The organism is Salmonella sp. 2018103 (assembly GCF_026247685.1).
GTDB classification, from domain to species: Bacteria; Pseudomonadota; Gammaproteobacteria; order Enterobacterales; family Enterobacteriaceae; genus Salmonella; species Salmonella enterica.
Genome location: NZ_CP111029.1, coordinates 2,735,815 through 2,758,751, shown reverse-complemented (window position 1 = coordinate 2,758,751; position 22,937 = coordinate 2,735,815). Strand labels below are relative to the sequence as shown.

Annotated in this window: 23 protein-coding genes and 1 tRNA gene; 16 read left to right on the top strand and 8 right to left on the bottom strand. The window is 47.2% G+C overall.

Translation table 11 applies throughout. From position 1 onward, the window contains the following. Positions 1 to 244 precede the first annotated feature (244 nt). Complete coding sequence (putP, locus tag OLG56_RS13500) at positions 245 to 1,753, top strand: sodium/proline symporter PutP (protein WP_001018467.1); 1,509 nt, start codon at positions 245 to 247, stop codon at positions 1,751 to 1,753. An 892-nt stretch (positions 1,754 to 2,645) separates the two neighbouring features. Beyond that, entirely contained in the window at positions 2,646 to 3,434 is a 789-nt protein-coding gene (phoH, locus tag OLG56_RS13495) for a phosphate starvation-inducible protein PhoH (protein ID WP_000533527.1), read from the top strand. 105 nt (positions 3,435 to 3,539) lie between these two features. Here the strand turns inward: phoH and OLG56_RS13490 are convergent, their stop codons facing one another. From OLG56_RS13490 to OLG56_RS13480, 3 genes are all read right to left on the bottom strand, one after another. Further along, the gene (locus OLG56_RS13490; RefSeq protein ID WP_000433674.1) at positions 3,540 to 4,421 is read right to left on the bottom strand and encodes a MurR/RpiR family transcriptional regulator; all 882 of its coding nucleotides are present in this window, start codon (positions 4,419 to 4,421) and stop codon (positions 3,540 to 3,542) included. A gap of 285 nt (positions 4,422 to 4,706) precedes the next feature. Continuing rightward, complete coding sequence (locus OLG56_RS13485) at positions 4,707 to 6,203, bottom strand: sodium:solute symporter family protein (protein WP_000628085.1); 1,497 nt, start codon at positions 6,201 to 6,203, stop codon at positions 4,707 to 4,709. A 336-nt stretch (positions 6,204 to 6,539) separates the two neighbouring features. Further along, complete coding sequence (locus OLG56_RS13480; protein ID WP_000054242.1) at positions 6,540 to 7,220, bottom strand: N-acetylmannosamine-6-phosphate 2-epimerase; 681 nt, start codon at positions 7,218 to 7,220, stop codon at positions 6,540 to 6,542. Between the two features lie 505 nt (positions 7,221 to 7,725). On the opposite strand from OLG56_RS13480, the gene OLG56_RS13475 reads away from it, so the two are divergent. From OLG56_RS13475 to OLG56_RS13460, 4 genes are all read left to right on the top strand, one after another. Then, the gene (locus OLG56_RS13475) at positions 7,726 to 8,880 is read left to right on the top strand and encodes an N-acetylneuraminate epimerase (RefSeq protein WP_001643958.1); all 1,155 of its coding nucleotides are present in this window, start codon (positions 7,726 to 7,728) and stop codon (positions 8,878 to 8,880) included. A gap of 44 nt (positions 8,881 to 8,924) precedes the next feature. Then, positions 8,925 to 9,617 (top strand): oligogalacturonate-specific porin KdgM family protein, encoded by a 693-nt coding sequence (locus OLG56_RS13470; protein ID WP_000700859.1) that lies wholly within the window; start codon positions 8,925 to 8,927, stop codon positions 9,615 to 9,617. Between the two features lie 282 nt (positions 9,618 to 9,899). After that, a complete protein-coding gene (locus tag OLG56_RS13465) occupies positions 9,900 to 11,180 on the top strand; it encodes an MFS transporter (RefSeq protein WP_000560755.1) in 1,281 nt (426 codons plus the stop codon). Positions 11,181 to 11,190: 10 nt separating this feature from the next. Beyond that, positions 11,191 to 12,297: a Gfo/Idh/MocA family protein gene (locus OLG56_RS13460; protein WP_000988594.1), complete on the top strand. Its 1,107-nt coding sequence runs from the start codon at positions 11,191 to 11,193 to the stop codon at positions 12,295 to 12,297. 407 nt (positions 12,298 to 12,704) lie between these two features. On the opposite strand, the gene OLG56_RS13455 is transcribed toward OLG56_RS13460, so the two are convergent. Then, positions 12,705 to 12,792, bottom strand: a tRNA-Ser gene (locus OLG56_RS13455). Between the two features lie 235 nt (positions 12,793 to 13,027). Here OLG56_RS13455 and ghrA point away from each other — a divergent pair. The 4 genes from ghrA (at position 13,028) to OLG56_RS13435 (ending at position 15,949) form a co-directional block, all read left to right on the top strand. Continuing rightward, positions 13,028 to 13,966, top strand: a complete 939-nt coding sequence (gene ghrA, locus OLG56_RS13450) for a glyoxylate/hydroxypyruvate reductase GhrA (protein WP_000402553.1) — start codon at positions 13,028 to 13,030, stop codon at positions 13,964 to 13,966. An 84-nt stretch (positions 13,967 to 14,050) separates the two neighbouring features. Then, on the top strand, positions 14,051 to 14,788 hold the full coding sequence (locus OLG56_RS13445; protein ID WP_000283646.1) for a phosphatase: 738 nt from the start codon (positions 14,051 to 14,053) through the stop codon (positions 14,786 to 14,788). A 23-nt stretch (positions 14,789 to 14,811) separates the two neighbouring features. Continuing rightward, complete coding sequence (locus OLG56_RS13440) at positions 14,812 to 15,366, top strand: TorD/DmsD family molecular chaperone (protein ID WP_001001890.1); 555 nt, start codon at positions 14,812 to 14,814, stop codon at positions 15,364 to 15,366. 100 nt (positions 15,367 to 15,466) lie between these two features. Next, positions 15,467 to 15,949, top strand: a complete 483-nt coding sequence (locus tag OLG56_RS13435; protein WP_001546652.1) for a DUF1097 domain-containing protein — start codon at positions 15,467 to 15,469, stop codon at positions 15,947 to 15,949. Positions 15,950 to 15,987: 38 nt separating this feature from the next. Here OLG56_RS13435 and csgG read toward each other — a convergent pair whose 3' ends face one another. From csgG to csgD, 4 genes are read right to left on the bottom strand one after another with little or no spacing between them, the layout of a single operon-like run. Beyond that, complete coding sequence (csgG, locus tag OLG56_RS13430; RefSeq protein WP_001137620.1) at positions 15,988 to 16,821, bottom strand: curli production assembly/transport protein CsgG; 834 nt, start codon at positions 16,819 to 16,821, stop codon at positions 15,988 to 15,990. A 26-nt stretch (positions 16,822 to 16,847) separates the two neighbouring features. Next, a complete protein-coding gene (gene csgF, locus OLG56_RS13425; RefSeq protein WP_001264072.1) occupies positions 16,848 to 17,264 on the bottom strand; it encodes a curli production assembly/transport protein CsgF in 417 nt (138 codons plus the stop codon). A 26-nt stretch (positions 17,265 to 17,290) separates the two neighbouring features. Further along, a complete protein-coding gene (gene csgE, locus OLG56_RS13420; protein WP_000833305.1) occupies positions 17,291 to 17,686 on the bottom strand; it encodes a curli production assembly/transport protein CsgE in 396 nt (131 codons plus the stop codon). A gap of 4 nt (positions 17,687 to 17,690) precedes the next feature. After that, on the bottom strand, positions 17,691 to 18,341 hold the full coding sequence (gene csgD, locus OLG56_RS13415; RefSeq protein ID WP_000481517.1) for a biofilm master transcriptional regulator CsgD: 651 nt from the start codon (positions 18,339 to 18,341) through the stop codon (positions 17,691 to 17,693). A 754-nt stretch (positions 18,342 to 19,095) separates the two neighbouring features. Here csgD and csgB point away from each other — a divergent pair. The 6 genes from csgB (at position 19,096) to OLG56_RS13385 (ending at position 22,937) form a co-directional block, all read left to right on the top strand. After that, positions 19,096 to 19,551: a curli minor subunit CsgB gene (csgB, locus tag OLG56_RS13410; RefSeq protein WP_000791656.1), complete on the top strand. Its 456-nt coding sequence runs from the start codon at positions 19,096 to 19,098 to the stop codon at positions 19,549 to 19,551. A 41-nt stretch (positions 19,552 to 19,592) separates the two neighbouring features. Next, the gene (gene csgA, locus OLG56_RS13405) at positions 19,593 to 20,048 is read left to right on the top strand and encodes a curli major subunit CsgA (RefSeq protein WP_000771416.1); all 456 of its coding nucleotides are present in this window, start codon (positions 19,593 to 19,595) and stop codon (positions 20,046 to 20,048) included. Positions 20,049 to 20,109: 61 nt separating this feature from the next. Beyond that, positions 20,110 to 20,436, top strand: coding sequence for a curli assembly chaperone CsgC (csgC, locus tag OLG56_RS13400; protein WP_000557256.1), 327 nt, complete (start codon positions 20,110 to 20,112; stop codon positions 20,434 to 20,436). 130 nt (positions 20,437 to 20,566) lie between these two features. Next, complete coding sequence (locus tag OLG56_RS13395; protein WP_000111254.1) at positions 20,567 to 20,887, top strand: YmdA family protein; 321 nt, start codon at positions 20,567 to 20,569, stop codon at positions 20,885 to 20,887. A gap of 87 nt (positions 20,888 to 20,974) precedes the next feature. Beyond that, positions 20,975 to 21,514 carry an O-acetyl-ADP-ribose deacetylase gene (gene ymdB, locus OLG56_RS13390; RefSeq protein WP_000203939.1) on the top strand — a complete coding sequence of 180 codons (540 nt, stop codon included), beginning with the start codon at positions 20,975 to 20,977 and terminating at the stop codon, positions 21,512 to 21,514. Continuing rightward, positions 21,450 to 22,937 (top strand): phospholipase D family protein, encoded by a 1,488-nt coding sequence (locus OLG56_RS13385; RefSeq protein ID WP_000976323.1) that lies wholly within the window; start codon positions 21,450 to 21,452, stop codon positions 22,935 to 22,937. The genes ymdB and OLG56_RS13385 overlap by 65 nt, the downstream gene beginning before the upstream one ends.

Below are 22,937 nucleotides of genomic sequence, written 5' to 3'. Positions count from 1 at the left end.
CTCTGCGGTAGTTAACACTTTTAAAAGGTGCAACCGCAAAAAATGTGAGAGAGTGCAACCTGGAGAAAAATAGTATCCCTCTGCAATCAAATTTGATGTAAATGGTGTGTTAAATCGATTGTGAATAACCACCGCTTCCGGCAGGATACGGTCGCCCTGGTAAACATAACACCCTTGCCACGTTCCGGCAGGGTACAAAACGGCACGCTACGGTAGTGCCAATAAATAAATTTGGAGAACCTTGATGGCTATTAGCACACCGATGTTGGTGACATTCTGTGTCTATATTTTTGGCATGATATTGATTGGGTTTATCGCCTGGCGCTCAACCAAAAACTTTGATGACTATATTCTTGGCGGTCGCAGCCTGGGGCCGTTTGTTACGGCTTTATCAGCCGGCGCGTCGGATATGAGCGGCTGGCTGTTAATGGGGCTGCCTGGCGCTATCTTTCTGTCGGGGATCTCTGAAAGCTGGATCGCCATTGGCCTGACGTTAGGCGCATGGATTAACTGGAAGCTGGTGGCCGGGCGCCTGCGCGTGCATACCGAATTTAACAATAACGCGCTCACGTTGCCGGACTATTTTACCGGTCGGTTTGAGGATAAGAGCCGAGTCCTGCGTATTATTTCCGCGCTGGTCATTCTGCTGTTTTTCACTATCTATTGCGCGTCAGGTATTGTCGCTGGAGCACGACTGTTCGAAAGCACCTTCGGTATGAGCTATGAAACCGCACTGTGGGCGGGGGCCGCGGCAACCATTATTTATACCTTTATCGGCGGGTTTCTTGCCGTTAGCTGGACGGATACCGTTCAGGCCAGCCTGATGATTTTTGCGTTAATCCTGACGCCGGTGATGGTTATTGTCGGCGTAGGCGGTTTTAGCGAGTCGCTGGAGGTGATCAAGCAAAAGAGCATCGAGAATGTCGACATGCTCAAGGGGCTGAATTTTGTCGCCATTATTTCCCTGATGGGCTGGGGACTGGGTTACTTCGGTCAGCCGCATATCCTGGCGCGCTTTATGGCGGCGGACTCCCATCACAGCATTGTTCATGCGCGTCGTATCAGTATGACCTGGATGATTCTGTGTCTGGCGGGCGCGGTGGCGGTGGGCTTCTTTGGCATTGCGTACTTTAACAATAACCCCGCGCTGGCCGGGGCGGTGAACCAAAACTCAGAGCGCGTATTTATTGAACTGGCGCAGATCCTGTTTAACCCGTGGATTGCCGGTGTTCTGCTGTCTGCTATCCTGGCGGCGGTGATGTCGACGTTGAGCTGTCAGTTGCTGGTATGCTCCAGCGCGATTACGGAAGATTTATATAAGGCTTTTCTGCGTAAAAGCGCCAGCCAGCAAGAGCTGGTATGGGTAGGGCGAGTGATGGTGCTGGTGGTAGCGCTGATCGCCATTGCGCTGGCGGCGAATCCCGATAACCGTGTGCTGGGGCTGGTGAGCTACGCCTGGGCTGGATTCGGCGCGGCATTTGGACCTGTTGTCCTGTTTTCTGTGATGTGGTCGCGTATGACACGTAACGGCGCGCTGGCGGGAATGATTATTGGCGCGGTGACGGTTATCGTCTGGAAACAATATGGCTGGCTGGATCTGTATGAGATCATCCCTGGCTTCATTTTCGGCAGCCTGGGGATCGTAATCTTTAGCCTGCTTGGCAAAGCGCCGACAGCAGCGATGCAGGAACGCTTTGCAAAAGCGGACGCGCATTATCATTCCGCGCCGCCGTCGAAGCTACAGGCGGAATAACCGACATGTCCGATAGCATTATTGCCATCGGACATATTTTACCAGGCGGCGTTATACGCCCGCCTGGTCCTCTGATAAGTCCCGGACCGATTGACTGAAGATGTTCAGGTAAATGAGGACGCTCTCTCAAACTATTTTTAGCCCTTGAGCGCCGTTAACGCGGGCGTAATACGTCTCGAGTAATCACTAACTGGCCATATATGAAATCGCCTGTTAATGGTACCAATAGCCTTGACGCAATAGAGTAATGACAAAAATTAAAACGAGTCAGCGTTACTGGCGTAAGTATGCCGTACAAAATTTTGCATAAATAATGCCGTTTTAGCGATGGGAGAGAGGACACGTTAATTACTCCGTTTTAACCTTTTATATATTGGATATTCAATGGGTTATGGATGTTTTCAGCATTAATACCCGCAGTAGCTAATGATTATCTTTTTTAGTCTCCTGCCGATGAAATAATCGTGTAATCTTTCTGTAAGAGACTGACAATGACGCAATAATGTTTAGTTAATGTTTGGTGAATATATTGTTGCATTATTGATGTTTTGTGTTGTACTTAGTAGTAATAGCGGTAGTTCCCCGGCAGTGATGGCCACTCACTATGGAGATCGCGAATGGTAATGTCCGTACCAGGACACATTGTTTACAGTAGTTACAACACCCTGTACGGACATTCTCTCTCCGGTGGTGGTCTTGTCATCTTAAAAGCTCTCATCATTTCCCTTACTGTCCATACCCATGACGTCATATGTGGTGCGCGTAGCCGTGTGTGGCGTCGTTTCAAAAAGCAAGCTAAGGCTTACAAGGAAGCCAACCCTCAGATGTGTGTGCGCATAATCGCGTTTAAGAGAACGCGGGTGATGTATACCTACAACTCAAGGTGCTATCCATGGGAAGACAAAAAGCAGTGATCAAAGCTCGTCGTGAAGCAAAGCGTGTGTTGAGACGAGATTCGCGTAGTCATAAGCAACGTGAAGAAGAATCGGTCACGTCACTGGTACAGATGGGCGGAGTAGAAGCCATTGGCATGGCGCGCGATAGTCGCGATACCTCGCCTGTTAAGGCACGAAATGAAGCACAGGCGCATTATCTGAACGCTATCGACAGTAAACAGCTTATTTTTGCGACCGGCGAAGCCGGCTGCGGGAAAACATGGATCAGTGCGGCAAAGGCGGCAGAAGCATTGATTCATAAGGACGTCGAGAGGATCATTGTGACGCGTCCGGTATTGCAAGCTGATGAAGATCTTGGTTTTTTGCCCGGTGATATCGCTGAAAAATTCGCGCCTTATTTTCGGCCCGTCTACGATGTCCTGCTTAAACGGTTAGGCGCGTCCTTTATGCAATATTGCTTGCGCCCGGAAATCGGTAAGGTAGAAATTGCCCCGTTCGCCTATATGCGTGGGCGTACTTTTGAAAATGCGGTCGTGATCCTCGATGAGGCGCAAAATGTGACTGCGGCGCAAATGAAAATGTTTTTGACGCGATTAGGCGAAAATGTCACGGTCATTGTCAATGGCGATATTACGCAATGCGACCTGCCGCGCGGCGTGCGTTCCGGATTGAGCGATGCGTTGGAACGCTTTGAAGAAGATGAAATGGTAGGGATTGTGCATTTCAACAAAGACGACTGCGTGCGCTCGGCGCTTTGTCAGCGAACGCTCCACGCATACAGCTAATATAGCATTGACTTTCAGAGCCCGGGAGACCGGGCTTTGTTGTCTATAAAGCGTCCAGCAGACTCATGGACAAAAAAGGAAAATGACGCCTGTACGTGAAGGGAATTATTTTGTCATGTCCAGGGCATTCATTGTCCGTAATTTGCTTTCTCGGGCCTGTTCCGGCGAGGACTGTACAAGAAGGGTATAGAGCAGGTCAAAGACGAAAAGCTGCGCGGCTTTCGTACCGATCGAGTCACCCTGCAACATTCCTTGCCGATTACCATTGATCAGGCAAAAATCGGCCTCTTCACATAATGGAGAACCCAGATTATGGGTAATGGCGACTGTGGTGGCGCCAGCCTGTCGGGCCAATCGGAGTGAATGCACTGTTTCTGGCGATGTGCCCGAGTGACTGACACCCATCGCGACATCGCCTGCTTTTAATAGCGTAGCCTGCATGTACATAAAATGGTTATTGCTTACCGCATCGCCCCGTAAACCAATACGCATTAGCTTGTGTTTCATATCCAGCGCCGTGATCCCCGATGAGCCCACACCAAAGATATAAACTGAGTGACAGTGACGTAGGGCGTCCACGACACCGAGAACCTGTTGCATATCAAGCAGATTTAGCGTTTCAGATAATACATTACTAATGGTGTTCTGCAATTTTAAACCAATGGCGTGGGCATCGTCGGATTCGCTAACTTCGGCATCCAGTAGAGGACTACTGTCATCAGACTCGGTAGTGGCAAGTTCAATGGCCAGGTCCATTTTAAAATCCTGAAAACCTTTATAGCCCAGGGTGCGACAAAAGCGAATAACCGTGGCTTCTCCGGCCTGTGTTTCGCGTGACAAATCGGCAATAGATGACTGTGTCACCTGTCTGGGGAAGGCTAAAATATATTGCGCAATACGCTGGGAGGCACGTGTCAGGCTTTTTTGCATAGCACCCAGAGTGTCAAGGATTTTTCCGGGTTTAAGACGTGGGGGTTGAGGCTCCATATAGTTCCTGCTCTTGAGGGCTGATTGCGGCACAAAGCCTGCAATATCGAACAGAGCAGAGCCTATCAAGTCTGCGGCATGAAAAAAAGCGCGATGTAAGTAAAGGAGGGGGAATATTTACATCGCGTTGCCAACTTATGACAGAACATCACTGGAGAGTAATCTGTTTGCTCTTACGGTGTTTATAGCGCGCCATTTGACGGATGGTTTATACCTGGCCCGGTATTGTCGCCCCGGGCGTTGGCGTCACCGTGTGCTGTGTCGGTATAGCGTGGTATCATGAAATCATAATGTCACCTTTGGTTCAGGTTTTTCATCCAGCGTCAATGGCGGTGCCGGGGCAAATAACGGGGCGAAAATAACGCCGCTGATCACCACGCTTAGCGAGCCAATGACCCCATAAAAGAAGAAGTTAAGGTCAGTGGCATAGCGTGCGCCCAGCACGGTAATGACGCTGATAATAATTCCTAAAACCGCACTCCCGGCATTTGCTCGTTTAAAGAAAATGCCCAGCATGAACAGACCGGTCATTGGCCCTCCCATCAGACCTATCAGACTATTAAATGCATCCCAGATTTCTGATTCATCGGCCATGACCAGCCATACCGAGGCCGCGCTACTTATCAGGCCCGCGACCAGAATAACTAACTTAGCTATTTTCATACGGTTTTCTGGCGTTCTTTTTTTATGACTCAAACGCTGATAGATATCGGAATTAAAACAACTGGAAATGCTGTTTAAGCTGCTGGAGATGCTGGACTGCGCGGCAGCGAAAATAGCGGCGATTATCAACCCTGCAATGCCGACTGGCATTTCGGTGACCACGAATAAGGGTAAAATGCCGCCAGTGTTGAATCCCGCCGGTAATAATTGTGGATGTTGCTGATAGTAGACAAACAATGCCGAGCCGATAGCAAAAAAGAAAACAGGGATCACAGCAACCAGTTTGGCATTTGTAAGTAATGTTTTCTTCGTTTCCTCTATGGAGTCAGTCACGATATAGCGTTGGACCACATCCTGACTGGCAGTAAATTGCTGAATATTGGCAAACAGAAAACCAATCATCAATACAGGTACTGTGCTTTCCGTCCAGCTCCAGTGGAACTGCGTAGCCGGAAAGAATTTATCCGCCTGCTGCGTCACCGTAAAAATTTCACCAATGCCGCCCTGGACTTTGAGACATATCACTATAAAAATCAGTATCGCGCTGCCAGAAAGTAAGAGGCCTTGAATAACATCAGTCCATATTACTCCTTCAATTCCACCCATCCAGGTATAAATGATACACATCACGCTAATCAACAGTACCAAAATCACCGGGTCTATAGCGATGAAGGGGCGCAAGGCCAGCACGGTGAGGAAAGTGATAATGGCGATACGTCCGATATGAAACAACATAAATGACATGCTGGCGAATAGACGGCAGCGCACATCGAACCGTGCTTCGAGATATTCATAGGCTGATGTGACTTTCAATTTCCGAAAAAACGGAATATAGAAATAAAAAACCAGCGGTAAAATTGCGATAGCCAGATACTGACCAATGATAAACGTCCAGTCGGAAGTAAACGCTTTGGCAGGAATTGACATAAATGTAATTGAGCTTAACGTAGTAGCAAATACACTGACCCCAGCCGCCCAACCAGGAACCCGGCCACCACCGCGAAAATAATCGTCTGCTGTTTTTTGCCGTCTGGAAAAATAGACACCGACTAACATCATGGCCAGGAGGTAGCCAAATAATACAAGATAATTAACGATGCCGAAAGAATGTGTAATCATAGTTCTTTCCTGCTTATGGTTTTGAGTAGAGTTGCGGTCATCGTCTGTGTATTTTTATCTTCCCATCATTCAGACGATACGATATTCAGATCAAGTAATAGTTTTTGTTAATCTCAATGACGGTAATCATGAGATGTAAAAGGCAGAACATTTATGCTCCACCAATGGTGATGCCCAGACGTATGTCCTGCCGGATACCTGAAATAGCAGATATCCGATATTGCGTTCAAACAGGCTTCAGGCCTGGGTATCGTATTTGCCGATAGCATTATTAACGTCGGATTATTCTCTGAGACATAAATATCAATAGTAAGCGTGTTCATTTTCTTTTCCTGTTCAGCGTTTTACTGCGTGACTGAACCACTGACAGATATGCTCGATACGGGTGATAGCGGAACCAACGGTAACTGCCCAGGCACCATGCTCAATAGCATTGGCCGCCAGTGCAGGCGTGTTATAGCGCCCCTCGGCAATAACACGACAACCTGCATGGCTCAGTTGCGTCACCATTGCCAAATCTGGCTCAACCGGCGTGATGGGGCCGGTATAGCCAGACAATGTTGTACCAATGAATTCGATTCCTTTCTGATGGCAACTTATGCCTTCATTCACGGTTGAACAGTCTGCCATCGCCAGTAATCCATGCAGGCGAATACGTGTCAGTAAATTATCAATATCAACCGGGCGAGAGCGGAATGAGGCATCAAAAGCGATAATATCGGCACCTGCCTGCGCCAGGGCGTCAACATCCTGTAAATAGGGAGTGATACGGACTGGCGACCCTGTAAGGTCACGTTTAATTATCCCAATAATTGGAACAGAAAGATGGGGACGAACAGTCCGCAGATTCTCAATGCCTTCAATGCGCACAGCGACCGCACCCGCCGAAGCCGCTGCCTGTGCCATTGCAGCCACAATTTCAGGTTTATCCATAGGGCTGCCTGGTACCGGTTGGCATGAGACAATCAGCCCACCGTTTTCGTGTACACTTTGTTCCAGCCTGGCTAATAGTGACATCCAGTTCCGCCTTATATATTTGAAGTTTTGCTCCGTTTTATGTTATGTCTTGGAGTGTTGCTACATCAAGCAAAAAGATAGAAAAATGTGAACACAGTCATAAGGTATGTTTGTTATTCAATTACTGCGCCAGCGGATTTGAGGCTATAACCTGAAGCTACAAGACAAATACAATTCATTCTGACGGCAGCATGCTGTATTTTATTAACTGCTTCCGGCATAAAGATAAAATGCTCAGAAGGAGCTTATACGCCACGGGATAGCCAGTATGAAATGCATCACATAATTCTTGTTGTATTTATTCAGAATGCTATCACTAATGAGTTTGGCCATAACAGATCACCCATAATCACTTCTAACATCACCATGGGGTGCTTTTACCTCGCACATGATAACTCCATGTAATTATTTTTAGCGCTTGGTCACATTTTGTCATTGTCATTGTTGAAATTGTGCACCATAAGATCACTAATGATGAAGCTTTACTCCAATTGTATTTCTTCGCATGGGGATGCAGATGAAAAATTTTAAGAAAATGATGACGCTAATGGCGCTATGTTTCTCAGTTGCTATCACCACATCAGGATATGCAACGACGCTTCCTGATATACCAGAACCACTGAAAAATGGTACTGGCGCTATTGATAATAATGGCGTGATTTATGTCGGCTTAGGTACCGCAGGGACATCCTGGTATAAAATTGATCTTAAAAAGCAACATAAAGACTGGGAGCGTATAAAGTCGTTTCCTGGTGGAGCTCGTGAGCAATCCGTGTCGGTATTTTTAAATGATGAGCTTTATGTTTTTGGTGGCGTAGGGAAAAAAAACAGTGAATCACCGTTGCAGGTTTATAGCGATGTGTACAAATACTCACCGGTGAAAAATACATGGCAAAAAGTTGACACTATATCTCCAGTTGGATTAACAGGGCATACGGGAGTAAAATTAAACGAAACGATGGTACTTATTACCGGAGGGGTTAATGAGCATATCTTTGATAAGTATTTTATTGATATAGCGGCTGCGGATGAAAGTGAAAAAAATAAAGTCATCTATAATTATTTTAATAAACCTGCCAAAGATTATTTTTTTAATAAAATCGTATTTATCTACAATGCTAAAGAGAACACATGGAAGAATGCCGGTGAGCTGCCAGGCGCGGGGACGGCAGGATCGTCATCGGTAATGGAAAATAATTTCCTGATGCTGATTAATGGTGAGCTCAAACCGGGTTTACGTACCGATGTGATTTACCGCGCCATGTGGGATAACGATAAGCTAACATGGTTGAAGAACAGCCAGTTACCGCCATCGCCTGGAGAACAACAGCAGGAAGGGTTGGCCGGAGCATTTTCGGGCTATAGTCACGGTGTCCTGCTTGTCGGTGGTGGCGCGAATTTTCCGGGAGCAAAACAAAATTATACCAATGGAAAGTTTTATTCCCACGAAGGAATAAATAAAAAATGGCGAGATGAAGTCTATGGTTTGGTTAATGGCCATTGGCAATATATGGGTAAAATGAAACAACCTCTCGGCTATGGTGTATCAGTAAGTTATGGTGATGAAGTTTTCCTTATCGGTGGTGAAAATGCTAAAGGGAAACCTGTTTCGTCTGTAACCTCCTTTACCATGCGTGATGGTAATTTATTAATAAAATAATTTTTAAATACAAAAATAAAGTTAATTGATAAGCGGAGTATTTTATGAAAATCAACAGATATCTTCTGGGTATGGTTTCGTTTATAGCATTTTCATCATATCTACAAGCGGCAACCCTTGATTATCGGCATGAATATGCTGATAGAACCAGAATTAATAAAGACCGTATTGCTATAATTGAAAAACTTCCTAACGGCATTGGTTTTTATGTCGATGCCAGCGTTAAATCGGGAGGAGTAGATGGTGAGCAGGATAAGCATTTAAGCGATCTCGTCGCAAACGCTATAGAACTGGGCGTAAGTTATAATTATAAAGTTACGGACCATTTTGTTTTGCAGCCTGGATTTATATTTGAAAGCGGTCCAGACACTTCAATTTATAAGCCTTATTTAAGGGTGCAATATAATTTTGATTCTGGTATTTATATGGCTGGTCGTTACCGCTATGACTATGCAAGAAAGACAGCTAACTACAATGATGATGAGAAAACGAATAGATTTGATACTTATATAGGTTATGTTTTTGATGAGTTGAAATTAGAATATAACTTTACCTGGATGGATAGCGATCAAATTAAATTTGATAACAAAAAAACAAACTATGAGCATAATGTGGCTTTAGCCTGGAAACTGAATAAGTCATTTACACCATACGTTGAGGTCGGAAATGTAGCGGTGAGAAATAATACCGATGAGAGACAGACCCGTTATCGCGTTGGATTACAATACCACTTTTGAGAAAGGTTAAAGAGTTACTGTACTAATCTTTGCTTAGTATTCATATCGATAATCTTATAGCCCGTGGCTACGTTACAGAACGTTAGACTTTGTCTTGAGTATTCACGTCCTTAACGTAGCTACGAATAAGGATGATAAACAATGAATATACGCTTTACATAGCTACGATCTCAGGCGGTTGTCGGAAAGTGCCGGTTGATAGTGTCTTATTCGGCAATTGATATGACTTAAAAATTAATTCCGTAAGCATTTCAGACGGTAACAGCAAATAAGGGTTTTATTGTGATAGCAAAATTCTTCCCGTGGTATAGCGAGATAACTCGTCCACAAAAAAATGCTTTATTTTCAGCATGGCTGGGTTACGTTTTTGATGGCTTCGACTTTATGCTGATTTTCTACATTATGTATCTGATCAAGGCTGACTTAGGATTGACAGATATGGAGGGCGCATTCCTTGCCACAGCGGCCTTTATTGGGCGACCATTTGGCGGGGCGCTATTTGGTCTGCTGGCAGATAAATTTGGCCGTAAGCCGTTAATGATGTGGTCGATAGTTGCCTATTCTGTAGGTACAGGGTTAAGTGGCCTGGCTTCCGGTGTAATTATGCTGACGCTTAGTCGTTTCATTGTCGGTATGGGGATGGCGGGGGAGTATGCTTGCGCTTCTACTTATGCCGTGGAAAGTTGGCCAAAGCATTTAAAATCTAAAGCGAGCGCATTTCTGGTTTCAGGTTTCGGTATTGGTAACATCATAGCAGCCTACTTTATGCCTTCATTTGCCGAAGCGTATGGTTGGCGTGCTGCTTTTTTTGTCGGTTTGCTACCCGTTCTTTTAGTAATCTACATCCGGGCCAGGGCTCCTGAATCTAAAGAGTGGGAAGAAGCCAAACTCAGTGGTCTCGGAAAGCTCTCACAAAGTGCCTGGTCAGTTTTCTCTTTGTCAATGAAAGGGCTATTTAATCGAGCTCAATTTCCACTGACATTATGTGTATTTATTGTTCTGTTCTCTATTTTCGGCGCAAACTGGCCAATCTTTGGTCTACTGCCTACATATTTAGCGGGCGAGGGCTTTGATACGGGCGTGGTCTCTAATTTAATGACGGCGGCAGCATTCGGCACTGTATTGGGAAATATCGTTTGGGGTCTGTGCGCAGATAGAATTGGTTTGAAGAAAACGTTCAGCATTGGTCTTCTCATGTCCTTTTTATTCATTTTCCCGTTATTCAGAATTCCGCAAGATAATTATTTACTGCTGGGCGCATGTTTATTCGGTTTAATGGCGACTAACGTAGGTGTTGGCGGGCTGGTTCCCAAATTCCTCTACGACTACTTTCCTCTTGAGGTTCGTGGTTTGGGTACCGGACTGATTTATAATCTTGCTGCGACATCAGGCACATTCAATTCAATGGCGGCGACCTGGCTTGGAATAACAATGGGGCTAGGCGCTGCGCTAACGTTCATTGTTGCTTTCTGGACCGCAACAATTCTACTCATTATTGGTTTATCCATACCGGATAGACTAAAAGCACGTCGTGAAAGTTTTCAGTCAACAAAAGAATTTTAATAGAGGATAAATGATGACGAAATACGGTGTTGTAGGTACGGGTTATTTTGGCGCTGAACTGGCGCGATTTATGTCTAAGGTTGAAGGAGCGAAAATCACTGCGATTTACGATCCGGTAAATGCGGATCCGATAGCGAAAGAGCTGAACTGTGTCGCCACTGCAACGATGGAGGCGCTTTGTACCCATCCTGATGTGGATTGCGTAATTATTGCTTCACCAAATTACTTACATAAAGCGCCGGTCATTGCGGCGGCTAAAGCGGGTAAACACGTGTTTTGTGAAAAACCTATCGCCTTAAATTACCAGGATTGTAAGGATATGGTTGATGCCTGCAAAGAAGCTGGTGTTACCTTTATGGCGGGTCACGTTATGAACTTTTTTCACGGGGTTCGCCACGCTAAAGCGCTCATCAAAGCCGGTGAAATCGGTGAAGTTACACAAGTTCACACTAAACGTAATGGTTTTGAAGACGTGCAGGATGAGATCTCATGGAAGAAGATTCGCGCAAAGTCAGGCGGGCATCTGTACCATCACATTCACGAGCTAGATTGTACACTGTTCATCATGGATGAAACCCCATCCCTGGTTTCAATGGCGGCGGGGAATGTTGCGCACAAAGGTGAAAAATTTGGTGATGAAGATGATGTTGTCCTAATCACTCTTGAGTTCGAAAGCGGTCGTTTCGCGACACTTCAGTGGGGATCATCGTTCCACTACCCTGAGCACTATGTATTAATTGAGGGCACGACAGGTGCAATTCTCATTGATATGCAAAATACGGCTGGTTATCTAATAAAAGCGGGCAAAAAAACACACTTTCTTGTGCATGAAAGCCAGGCGGAGGATGACGATCGTCGCAACGGTAACATATCCAGCGAGATGGATGGCGCAATCGCTTATGGTAAACCCGGTAAACGTACGCCGATGTGGCTCTCATCAATTATGAAACTGGAGATGCAGTACTTGCATGATGTGATAAACGGTCTGGAGCCAGGCGAGGAGTTTGCTAAATTGCTAACAGGAGAAGCGGCGACAAATGCCATTGCTACCGCTGATGCTGCGACGCTTTCCTCAAACGAGGGGCGCAAAGTAAAACTCACTGAAATTCTTGGCTAAAATTGAAAGCCGGATGGTGGTGTTATTACCCGGTGGCGCTGCGCTTATGTAGACCGGATAAGGCACCTGTGAACTATGCGCCATCCGGCAATGGACGGGGGCTTAATGCGAAAAAAGCCCGTACTTTCGTACGAGCTCTTTCTTGAATATGGCGGTGAGGGGGGGATTGACTCGCTGCGCTCGCCCTTCGGGCAGTCTCCTCGCAGGCTCGTCGTCTGTCCAACTGGCTGCGCCGCTACTCAGTCCATCCCTGGGCCTCGCCCCTTCGGGGCCAGAGCAAGCTCTGTTCAAAAACGCTCCCGGCGTTTTTGTGTCGAACCCCGGTCGGTGGTTCTCATCCCCCCTTGGTTTGGGGGATACATATAAGCAAAAAGCCCGTACTTCTGTACAGGCTCTCAACTTAAATATGGCGGTGAGGGGGGGATTCGAACCCCCGATACGTTGCCGTATACACACTTTCCAGGCGTGCTCCTTCAGCCACTCGGACACCTCACCAAATTGTCGCTCCAGCATTACTGGAACGGGCGCTAATGTAGGGAAATATCCTTTCTACGTCAATCAACTTTTTCAAAAAAAAGCGCGTTTATACAAACTTCCACCAATCTGTGGCTTTAATAAGCGAAAACTGCTTTTTTTGCCCGCGCCGGGAAATTTGCTATGCTGCACATCCCGTTGAAAACGCTGATAACAGGCGCAATCACATTCCGCACCATACTGCTCAGGAGATAACATGGAGATAATTTTTTATCACCCGACATTTAACGCCGCCTGGTGGGTAAATGCGCTGGAGAAGGCTCTCCCACATGCGCGCGTTCGTGAATGGAAGGTCGGTGATAACAACCCCGCAGACTATGCGCTTGTATGGCAGCCCCCGGTTGAAATGCTGGCCGGAAGACGCTTAAAAGCCGTCTTTGCGCTGGGCGCGGGGGTGGATGCAATTCTGAGTAAATTAAATGCGCATCCGGAAATGCTGGACGCCTCCATTCCTCTATTCCGTCTGGAAGATACCGGAATGGGCCTGCAAATGCAGGAGTATGCCGTCAGCCAGGTATTACACTGGTTCCGTCGTTTCGATGATTATCAGGCGCTGAAGAATCAGGCGCTATGGAAACCGTTGCCGGAATATACCCGCGAAGAATTTAGCGTCGGTATCATGGGCGCAGGGGTGCTGGGCGCAAAAGTGGCAGAAAGTCTACAGGCGTGGGGGTTCCCGTTACGTTGCTGGAGTCGTAGCCGCAAATCCTGGCCTGGCGTGGAAAGTTATGTGGGGCGTGAAGAGCTGCGCGCTTTCCTGAGCCAGACGCGGGTGCTGATTAATCTGCTGCCGAATACGGCCCAAACGGTAGGAATTATTAATAGCGAATTGTTGGATCAATTGCCGGATGGCGCCTACGTGCTGAATCTCGCGCGCGGCGTTCATGTTCAGGAGGCTGATCTGCTGGCTGCGCTTGATAGCTGTAAGCTAAAAGGCGCGATGTTGGATGTCTTTAGCCAGGAACCGTTACCGCAGGAAAGTCCATTATGGCGCCATCCGCGAGTCGCCATGACGCCGCACATTGCGGCAGTCACCCGTCCGGCGGAAGCCATCGATTATATTAGCCGCACAATTACCCAGCTGGAGAAGGGAGAGCCGGTGACGGGGCAGGTGGATCGGGCGAGAGGATATTGACATCAACCCGGCGCGGGCCGGGTTTCGCTAAAAAACGCTGGCGATACCTGCTATCCTTGTCGGAAATGACTACAGGAGAGAGCAATGTATCCCGTTGACCTGCATATGCATACCGTCGCCAGCACTCATGCCTACAGTACTTTGAGCGATTATATCGCGGAAGCCAAACGCAAAGGCATTAAACTTTTTGCGATTACCGACCATGGTCCGGACATGGAAGATGCGCCGCATCACTGGCATTTTATTAACATGCGCATCTGGCCGCGTCTGGTTGACGGCGTGGGGATACTGCGTGGCATTGAGGCGAATATCAAGAACATTAACGGTGAAATTGATTGCTCCGGAAAGATGTTCGACTCGCTGGATCTGATTATCGCAGGCTTTCATGAGCCCGTTTTTGCGCCGCATGATAAAGAAACCAATACTCAGGCGATGATCGCGACCATCGCCAGCGGCAAGGTGCATATAATTAGTCACCCCGGAAATCCAAAGTATCCAGTGGAGGTTAACGCCATCGCGCAGGCGGCGGCGAAACACCATGTAGCGCTGGAAATCAACAACTCTTCTTTTCTGCATTCGCGTAAAGGAAGCGAAGATAATTGCCGCGCGGTCGCTGCCGCCGTACGCGATGCGGGAGGCTGGGTAGCGTTAGGCTCTGATTCCCATACGGCCTTTACGCTTGGCGATTTCACCGAATGCCGGAAAATTCTGGATGCGGTGAATTTTCCGGAAGATCGAATCCTGAACGTCTCGCCGCAGCGCTTACTGGCCTTTCTCGAATCACGCGGTATGGCGCCTGTACCGGAATTTGCCGAACTTTAATCGTTATTTACGGGAAGATATCAATGAATGAGTTTTCAATCCTGTGCCGTGTGCTGGGATCGTTGTATTACCGCCAACCGCAAGATCCTTTACTGGTTCCGCTGTTTACGTTAATCCGTGAAGGTAAACTGGCGGCAAACTGGCCGCTGGAGCAGGATGATATGCTGGCGCGTTTACAGAAAAGCTGCGATATCACGCAGATTTCCACTGATTACAATGCGTTATTTGTTGGGGAAGAGTGCGCGGTAGCGCCATACCGCAGTGCGTGGGTCGAAGGCGCGGAAGAGTCTGAGGTGCGCGCTTTTTTAACGTCGCGAGGGATGCCGCTGGCCGATACGCCTGCCGATCACATTGGTACTTTATTGCTCGCGGCCTCCTGGCTGGAAGATCAGTCTGCCGAAGATGAAAGTGAAGCGCTGGAAACCTTATTTGCCGATTATCTGCTTCCCTGGTGCAATACCTTCCTCGGTAAAGTTGAAGCCCATGCCGTTACGCCATTCTGGCGCACTTTGGCGCCGCTAACGCGTGATGCGATAGGGGCCATGTGGGATGAACTTCAGGAAGAAGATGAAGAATAATGTGATGTAAATCACCCTTAACTGCAACGGGTTTTACTTCATTGCATAAAATGTGTGCGTGATCTCATTAATGTGCCGCTTTTCTGCTATGATGCGCGCCATGAACATACTTCTTTCTATTGCTATCACGACGGGCATCCTTTCTGGAATATGGGGATGGGTGGCCGTCTCCCTGGGGTTACTAAGCTGGGCCGGTTTTTTAGGCTGTACGGCTTATTTCGCCTGTCCGCAGGGAGGCTTTAAGGGATTGTTGATTTCCGCCTGTACGCTGTTAAGCGGTATGGTGTGGGCGCTGGTCATTATTCACGGTAGCGCGCTGGCGCCGCATCTGGAAATTGTCAGTTACGTGTTGACGGGGATCGTGGCATTCCTGATGTGTATCCAGGCAAAGCAGCTATTGCTTTCTTTTGTTCCGGGAACATTTATCGGTGCCTGCGCGACATTTGCAGGGCAGGGTGACTGGCGGTTGGTATTACCGTCGCTGGCGCTGGGGCTAATTTTTGGCTATGCCATGAAAAATAGTGGTCTATGGCTGGCATCACGCCGCGAGCAACATTCAGCGAATACGGCGGTCACAAAATAAAAAAAGCGTGGGGTCTTCCCCACGCTTTGTCGTATTCATCAGGATTCTGGCGGTACTGACAGCTCACGGTATTTCACCAGAATATCATTTTGCCTGTCCGCTTTATTCTGCAAATCCCACAGTCCACGATCGATACCATCATTAATAAGGAAGATAACGCCGGTTTCAATGGCTGACATCAGACACAGCATCACCGGTTCGTTCGAGGTATAGCCGATTTCGCCTTCCAGTAAGCGCTGGTAATCAATAAAACGGAACACGCCTGCCTGTACTTCATAGGAAAGGATCGTTTTACTGGTGTTCACCGAAGAAAGGATCTCGCCCGTACTGACGTTAACCACGCGCAGGTTGACAGCAATCTGATCCAGCTGATACTGAGTATCGGCGCCAATACCGAAATATCTTGCGCCGACCCCGCCGGATTTGACATTACTTTCATAACCAATAATAGAACCTTCCACCATAATATTTGCCGCCGTCAGCGACTGAAGCGGGATACGGTTATTCATCGCCACGGTGCCGTTTTCCTGGGCTGCGCGAATAATTTTCCGTTCATTCAAAAGATTCTGTAAGCCTTGTCGTTCCAGCGGGATAAACCAGCGCGAATCTTTCAGCGCAGTGACCAACATAGCGGTGGCGCTCTGCGGCACAGCCGTGGAAAAGTTACTTGCCGGGTAAGGTTTAAATTGGCCCGTTTCATCCTGAATGTTATATACCGAAACAAAGATCTTACCGGTGGGAGCAGGTAAGTGCGTCAAATCTTTGTAACTTTGTGCGCGGGGCATTAATGTCGGTTTCGCAGCTTGTTTCGGCGGGGCAGTTAAGCATCCGCTCAACAATAAAACGGCAACCAAAATAAGTAAGCGCGGCATGATTTATATCCTTTAGTGACTGTAGCTTAAAAATCGGTTGACTGAGTTTGTAAACCTGACACTTCGATGGTCGAGGTTCTTCCCGTTTTTCTGTCCGTGACGTTGAGCTGGAGCTGTCCGTCGCGATTAGCGATATCGATAATAAAATCGTTGGTCACCATACGTCCTGGTTTCCCGGTATTAATATTGGTCAACAAGCCGCCCAGAATTTGCGATTGAATAGCCTGCGTAAAGTTATCCAACGCTGAGGGGGGTTCGATACCAAAATCGTTATCATAAGCGGGGTCTTTATATGAATTTTGCGCCTGGGCGCTATTCAATAAAAAGGAACCGTTATTGGGGTTTCCACCAAAGTTAGGATTACGGAACTGGAACGTCATATTTCCAGCCCAGGTTAATGGCGAAAAAAGCATGAGCAGCACTACTGCATGTTTAACACGCATGACAGCCTCCGGATAAAAATCATGTTTTAGAATTCATCACGCGCTAAATCACTCGTACTTAATAGCGTTTGATCTATTTGTCGGCGATTTAATGCTTCCTCTGTTTGCGCTAATGCGAAGACGACGGTTTTCTCGAAGTCTCTTTTCATTGGAAATAAAAAAGTCTGGAAAATAACGTCCTGATTTACCGTTATGGTGATCCAGCTTCCCCAACGCGCACTGGGTCTTTCATTAATGGTCAGATTGCCGGTGTAGTCGCTTTCCCATTTGTCGCTGAATGCACGATAGAATTCATGTCCTATCGAAGAGACGGTATGGTCGGTTAACAATCCGGGAACCTCGACTTCAACTTCATTGGCATGCAGGTTTCCGGTAGCGAACAGTAACTCTGCTGCTACAATCCAGGTCAGATAGCGTTTCATGGCCTTACCGCCTGAGATTATCGTTTGCCCATGAAACTGCCTGGGTGCGATTTTTGACAGCTATCTTTTTGAAAAGATTATAAAGATGTGTCTTAACCGTATTCTCGCTGATAAATAGCGACCTGGCGATTTCATTATTAGAGGCACCAATACGTAACTTATTGAGGATCTCTTTTTCGCGATGAGTGAGTAATGCGGACTCGGTGCTGTTGTAGCGGTAATTTCCTGAGTGTGTAATCAGGTAACTGGCTAATTTTTGTGAAAAATAGCATTCGCCGCGCAGAATACCCTGTAATCCGCTGACCACGTGTTCCTGGTCTTCAGTGGCGTAAAACACGCCGTTAATATGAGGCCAGTTTTCAATTTCACGGTAGGGATAATCGTCAGGGGTATTTAACAATAATGTTTTTATATTATTGTTTTTGCGGCTTAAATTATCCTGCCAATAGTGGATAAGCTTCTTATCCGCTTCCATCATATCCATTAAAACAATGCAACCGGCTGAGATATCTTCCAGAGAACGTTGAATATTATGCAGTTTTCCGGTTATGGCCAGCGATTGCTTTAAATGTTGCAATAATGCCGTAGCTTGCAGAGATGGCTTTGTGATCAACAATAGTGTGTGACCATGACTACTATGGACTTCATTAAACATGATGAAACTCCACTTTTTTTAATCGCACATCTGACAGCTGCCCCCATAAAATAAAGGCACCAGAAGTACTGACAGATGTTGCACTGCTGTGGGTTGAAATAGCCCATTATCCAGAAAGAGAAAAATATTTACGAAAATACTTTTAACTGTTTTCAATCTAGCCATTACAAATCTTAAAGCAAGTGTTAAACTTGTAACAAGATGTAAAAATATATATTAAAATGTTGTTTTTGGGTTTTTTTGAAGTTTAGATTTGATAGTAAAGTTGTACATTTAGCTGTTATTGCATAGATTTAAAAAATCATACAAATTATAATAATTCATTGATTTTTAATCATTTTAATTATTGTAAGTCATGTTTTGATTTTATTTTTTCTTAAAATTTGAGACGTGGCATTAACCTGGACAGCACAAAGACAAAAAAAACGAAGTGTGTCACGTCTTGTGCGTATTGCCCCCCATGGGAAGCATAAGAACATCCCCATGGTGGCATAACACACACCAACACTTCATTTTTTGGGTGCGCGATACACTCTCTTCTGTGGCCAAAAATCAATTATAAAAAATCACATGGCTATCGTTTTATTAGCACTTTGGTATGAGCTTAAATAACAAAATACCACGCGTGGGTGAGTTATTAAAAATGTTTCCACGGACATACTCTTCATCGTAACGACGCGTTAACAAAAAACGCATGTCGCTAACAAAACAATAGATAGTTTTCGCTATGTACGACCAGGTCCAGGGTGACAGCATGAAAAACAAATTGTTATTTATGATGTTGACAATACTGGGTGCGCCTGGGATTGCAACCGCGACAAATTATGATCTGGCTCGTTCAGAATATAATTTTGCGGTAAATGAATTAAGCAAGTCTTCATTTAATCAGGCGGCCATTATTGGTCAAGTCGGCACGGATAATAGTGCCAGAGTACGCCAGGAAGGATCAAAACTATTGTCCGTTATTTCACAAGAAGGAGGAAATAATCGGGCGAAAGTCGACCAGGCAGGGAATTATAACTTTGCGTATATTGAGCAAACGGGCAATGCCAACGATGCCAGTATATCGCAAAGCGCTTACGGTAATAGTGCGGCTATTATCCAGAAAGGCTCTGGAAATAAGGCCAATATTACCCAGTACGGTACGCAGAAAACAGCAGTTGTAGTGCAGAAACAGTCGCAGATGGCTATTCGCGTCACCCAACGCTAATACCGTTACGACTTTTAAATCAATCCGATGGGGGTTTTACCATGAAACTTTTAAAAGTGGCAGCATTCGCAGCAATCGTAGTTTCTGGCAGTGCTCTGGCAGGCGTCGTTCCACAATGGGGCGGCGGCGGTAATCATAACGGCGGCGGCAATAGTTCCGGCCCGGACTCAACGTTGAGCATTTATCAGTACGGTTCCGCTAACGCTGCGCTTGCTCTGCAAAGCGATGCCCGTAAATCTGAAACGACCATTACCCAGAGCGGTTATGGTAACGGCGCCGATGTAGGCCAGGGTGCGGATAATAGTACTATTGAACTGACTCAGAATGGTTTCAGAAACAATGCCACCATCGACCAGTGGAACGCTAAAAACTCCGATATTACTGTCGGCCAATACGGCGGTAATAACGCCGCGCTGGTTAATCAGACCGCATCTGATTCCAGCGTAATGGTGCGTCAGGTTGGTTTTGGCAACAACGCCACGGCTAACCAGTATTAATTTAGCGTCTGCGCTAATAAAAAAACAGGGCGTAAGCCCTGTTTTTTTTCGGGAGGAAATTATGCATACTTTATTGCTCCTTGCCGCACTTTCAAATCAGATTACGTTTACCACAACTCAGCAAGGCGATATTTACACGGTGATCCCTCAGGTCACATTAAACGAACCCTGCGTCTGTCAGGTGCAAATTCTCTCTGTGCGCGACGGCGTCGGGGGACAAAGCCATACACAGCAAAAACAAACGCTATCTTTACCTGCTAATCAACCGATTGAGTTGTCTCGTCTTAGTGTAAATATATCTTCAGAGGACTCGGTTAAAATTATTGTTACTGTTTCGGACGGACAATCACTGCATTTATCACAACAATGGCCGCCTTCTGCACAGTAGTTTTTGATGGTGGCGGAAATGGATTGGCTGACCTGGGTATAAAGAGGCGATAAAAGCGTCTCATCGTCTCGGCATGTCGCTAAAAGGTAACGCCGAACCCTCGAGGATGACTAATCATTGAGGAGTTAACATGTCCGTAATCAAGAAAAATATCCCTGCCATAGGTCTGTGTATCTGCGCTTTTTTTATCCATTCTGCGGTAGGGCAACAAACGGTACAGGGCGGCGTTATCCATTTTCGCGGCGCGATTGTTGAGCCACTGTGCGATATTTCTACTCACGCCGAAAATATTGATTTAACCTGCCTACGTGAAGGTAAAAAGCAAATGCACCGGATTGACCTTCGGCAGGCATCTGGATTACCGCAGGATATTCAGTCCATTGCGACGGTGCGGCTGCATTATCTCGATGCGCAAAAAAGCCTGGCGGTGATGAATATTGAGTACCGTTAACGGCGGTGTCATAGATATAAAAAGAGCGACTCTGTTGAAAGCCCTGCTGTACACTTTGCAGATAAGGTGAGACAAAGGGGGGGGGTTATGACATCACGTCTTCAGGTCATACAGGGTGATATCACTCAACTTAGCGTCGATGCGATTGTGAATGCCGCTAACGCATCATTAATGGGCGGCGGCGGCGTAGACGGCGCGATTCATCGCGCGGCGGGGCCGGCATTGCTGGACGCCTGTAAACTCATCCGCCAGCAACAGGGCGAATGTCAGACGGGACATGCGGTTATCACGCCTGCTGGCAAGCTTTCGGCAAAGGCGGTTATTCACACAGTGGGGCCCGTCTGGCGAGGCGGCGAACACCAGGAAGCTGAGCTACTCGAAGCGGCATACCGGAATTGTTTACTGCTTGCCGAGGCGAATCACTTTCGTTCCATCGCTTTTCCGGCAATCAGTACCGGCGTTTATGGCTATCCACGCGCCCAGGCCGCTGAAGTCGCCGTCAGGACGGTTTCAGATTTTATTACCCGTTACGCTCTGCCTGAACAGGTATACTTTGTCTGTTATGATGAAGAAACTGCCCGGCTTTACGCAAGATTACTTACTCAGCAAGGCGACGACCCTGCCTGATAAAACACGCCTGGAGCGTGCCGTTGAACCGCTATGCGCGCGCCATCCCGGAGAGTGCGGCATTCTGGCGCTGGATAACAGTCTGGACGCTTTTGCCGCCCGCTACCGCCTGACCGAAATGGCGGCGCGGACGCTGGATGTGCAGTATTATATTTGGGAAGACGATATGTCCGGGCGGCTGCTCTTTTCGGTACTGCTGTCGGCGGCGAAGCGTGGCGTTCATGTTCGTCTGCTGCTGGATGATAACAATACGCCTGGTCTGGATGATACGTTGCGCTTGCTGGATAGCCATCCTAATATCGAAGTTCGTCTGTTTAACCCTTTCTCTTTTCGTACGCTACGCGCGCTGGGATATTTGACGGATTTTGCGCGGCTGAATCGGCGGATGCACAATAAAAGTTACACTGCCGACGGCGTAGTGACGCTGGTCGGTGGGCGCAACATCGGCGATGCCTATTTCGGCGCTGGCGAGGAGCCGCTATTTTCCGATCTGGACGTGATGGCCATTGGCCCGGTGGTCAATGATGTCGCCAATGATTTTGAACGTTACTGGCGCTGTAGTTCAGTGTCGACATTGCAGCAAGTATTATCCCTTTCTGAGCAGGAACTGACGCAGCGTATCGAACTTCCCGAATCCTGGTATAACGATGAGATCACCCGCCGCTATCTGCATAAGCTGGAAACCAGTCAGTTTATGGCGGATCTCGATCGCGGAACATTGCCGCTGATTTGGGCAAAAACACGCTTACTTAGCGATGACCCTTCTAAAGGCGAGGGGAAGGCGCAGCGCCATTCGCTTCTTCCGCAGCGATTATTTGACGTGATGGGCTCGCCGACTGAGCGTATCGACATTATTTCCGCTTACTTTGTCCCTACGCGCGCAGGCGTGGCGCAGTTGCTTAATCTGGTCAGGAAGGGCGTGAAGATCGCCATCTTAACTAACTCTCTGGCGGCCAACGATGTGGCGGTCGTTCACGCAGGGTACGCGCGCTGGCGAAAGAAATTACTGCGCTATGGCGTGGAGCTCTACGAACTGAAACCGACCCGCGAACATGAAACCGCCGTACATGATCGCGGACTCACCGGGAACTCAGGTTCCAGCTTACATGCTAAAACGTTCAGTATTGATGGTAGTAAGGTGTTTATCGGGTCGCTTAATTTTGATCCCCGTTCAACGCTTTTAAATACCGAAATGGGCTTTGTCATTGAAAGTGAAACGCTGGCGACGCTTATTCATAAGCGTTTTACGCAGAGCCAACGCGATGCGGCCTGGCAACTGCGGCTGGATCGCTGGGGACGAATTAACTGGATCGATCGTCAGCAAGAAGAGGAAAAGGTGTTAAAGAAAGAACCCGCTACGCGTTTCTGGCAGCGAGTTCTGGTACGGTTGGCGGCAATTTTACCTGTGGAATGGTTGCTGTGA

Coding starts and splice junctions, on each gene's coding strand:
- putP (WP_001018467.1), top strand. CDS start 245: ATGGCTATTAGCACACCGATGTTGGTGACATTCTGTGTCTATATTTTT.
- phoH (WP_000533527.1), top strand. CDS start 2,646: ATGGGAAGACAAAAAGCAGTGATCAAAGCTCGTCGTGAAGCAAAGCGT.
- OLG56_RS13490 (WP_000433674.1), bottom strand. CDS start 4,421: ATGGAGCCTCAACCCCCACGTCTTAAACCCGGAAAAATCCTTGACACT.
- OLG56_RS13485 (WP_000628085.1), bottom strand. CDS start 6,203: ATGATTACACATTCTTTCGGCATCGTTAATTATCTTGTATTATTTGGC.
- OLG56_RS13480 (WP_000054242.1), bottom strand. CDS start 7,220: ATGTCACTATTAGCCAGGCTGGAACAAAGTGTACACGAAAACGGTGGG.
- OLG56_RS13475 (WP_001643958.1), top strand. CDS start 7,726: ATGGGGATGCAGATGAAAAATTTTAAGAAAATGATGACGCTAATGGCG.
- OLG56_RS13470 (WP_000700859.1), top strand. CDS start 8,925: ATGAAAATCAACAGATATCTTCTGGGTATGGTTTCGTTTATAGCATTT.
- OLG56_RS13460 (WP_000988594.1), top strand. CDS start 11,191: ATGATGACGAAATACGGTGTTGTAGGTACGGGTTATTTTGGCGCTGAA.
- ghrA (WP_000402553.1), top strand. CDS start 13,028: ATGGAGATAATTTTTTATCACCCGACATTTAACGCCGCCTGGTGGGTA.
- OLG56_RS13445 (WP_000283646.1), top strand. CDS start 14,051: ATGTATCCCGTTGACCTGCATATGCATACCGTCGCCAGCACTCATGCC.
- OLG56_RS13440 (WP_001001890.1), top strand. CDS start 14,812: ATGAATGAGTTTTCAATCCTGTGCCGTGTGCTGGGATCGTTGTATTAC.
- OLG56_RS13435 (WP_001546652.1), top strand. CDS start 15,467: ATGAACATACTTCTTTCTATTGCTATCACGACGGGCATCCTTTCTGGA.
- csgG (WP_001137620.1), bottom strand. CDS start 16,821: ATGCCGCGCTTACTTATTTTGGTTGCCGTTTTATTGTTGAGCGGATGC.
- csgF (WP_001264072.1), bottom strand. CDS start 17,264: ATGCGTGTTAAACATGCAGTAGTGCTGCTCATGCTTTTTTCGCCATTA.
- csgE (WP_000833305.1), bottom strand. CDS start 17,686: ATGAAACGCTATCTGACCTGGATTGTAGCAGCAGAGTTACTGTTCGCT.
- csgD (WP_000481517.1), bottom strand. CDS start 18,341: ATGTTTAATGAAGTCCATAGTAGTCATGGTCACACACTATTGTTGATC.
- csgB (WP_000791656.1), top strand. CDS start 19,096: ATGAAAAACAAATTGTTATTTATGATGTTGACAATACTGGGTGCGCCT.
- csgA (WP_000771416.1), top strand. CDS start 19,593: ATGAAACTTTTAAAAGTGGCAGCATTCGCAGCAATCGTAGTTTCTGGC.
- csgC (WP_000557256.1), top strand. CDS start 20,110: ATGCATACTTTATTGCTCCTTGCCGCACTTTCAAATCAGATTACGTTT.
- OLG56_RS13395 (WP_000111254.1), top strand. CDS start 20,567: ATGTCCGTAATCAAGAAAAATATCCCTGCCATAGGTCTGTGTATCTGC.
- ymdB (WP_000203939.1), top strand. CDS start 20,975: ATGACATCACGTCTTCAGGTCATACAGGGTGATATCACTCAACTTAGC.
- OLG56_RS13385 (WP_000976323.1), top strand. CDS start 21,450: ATGATGAAGAAACTGCCCGGCTTTACGCAAGATTACTTACTCAGCAAG.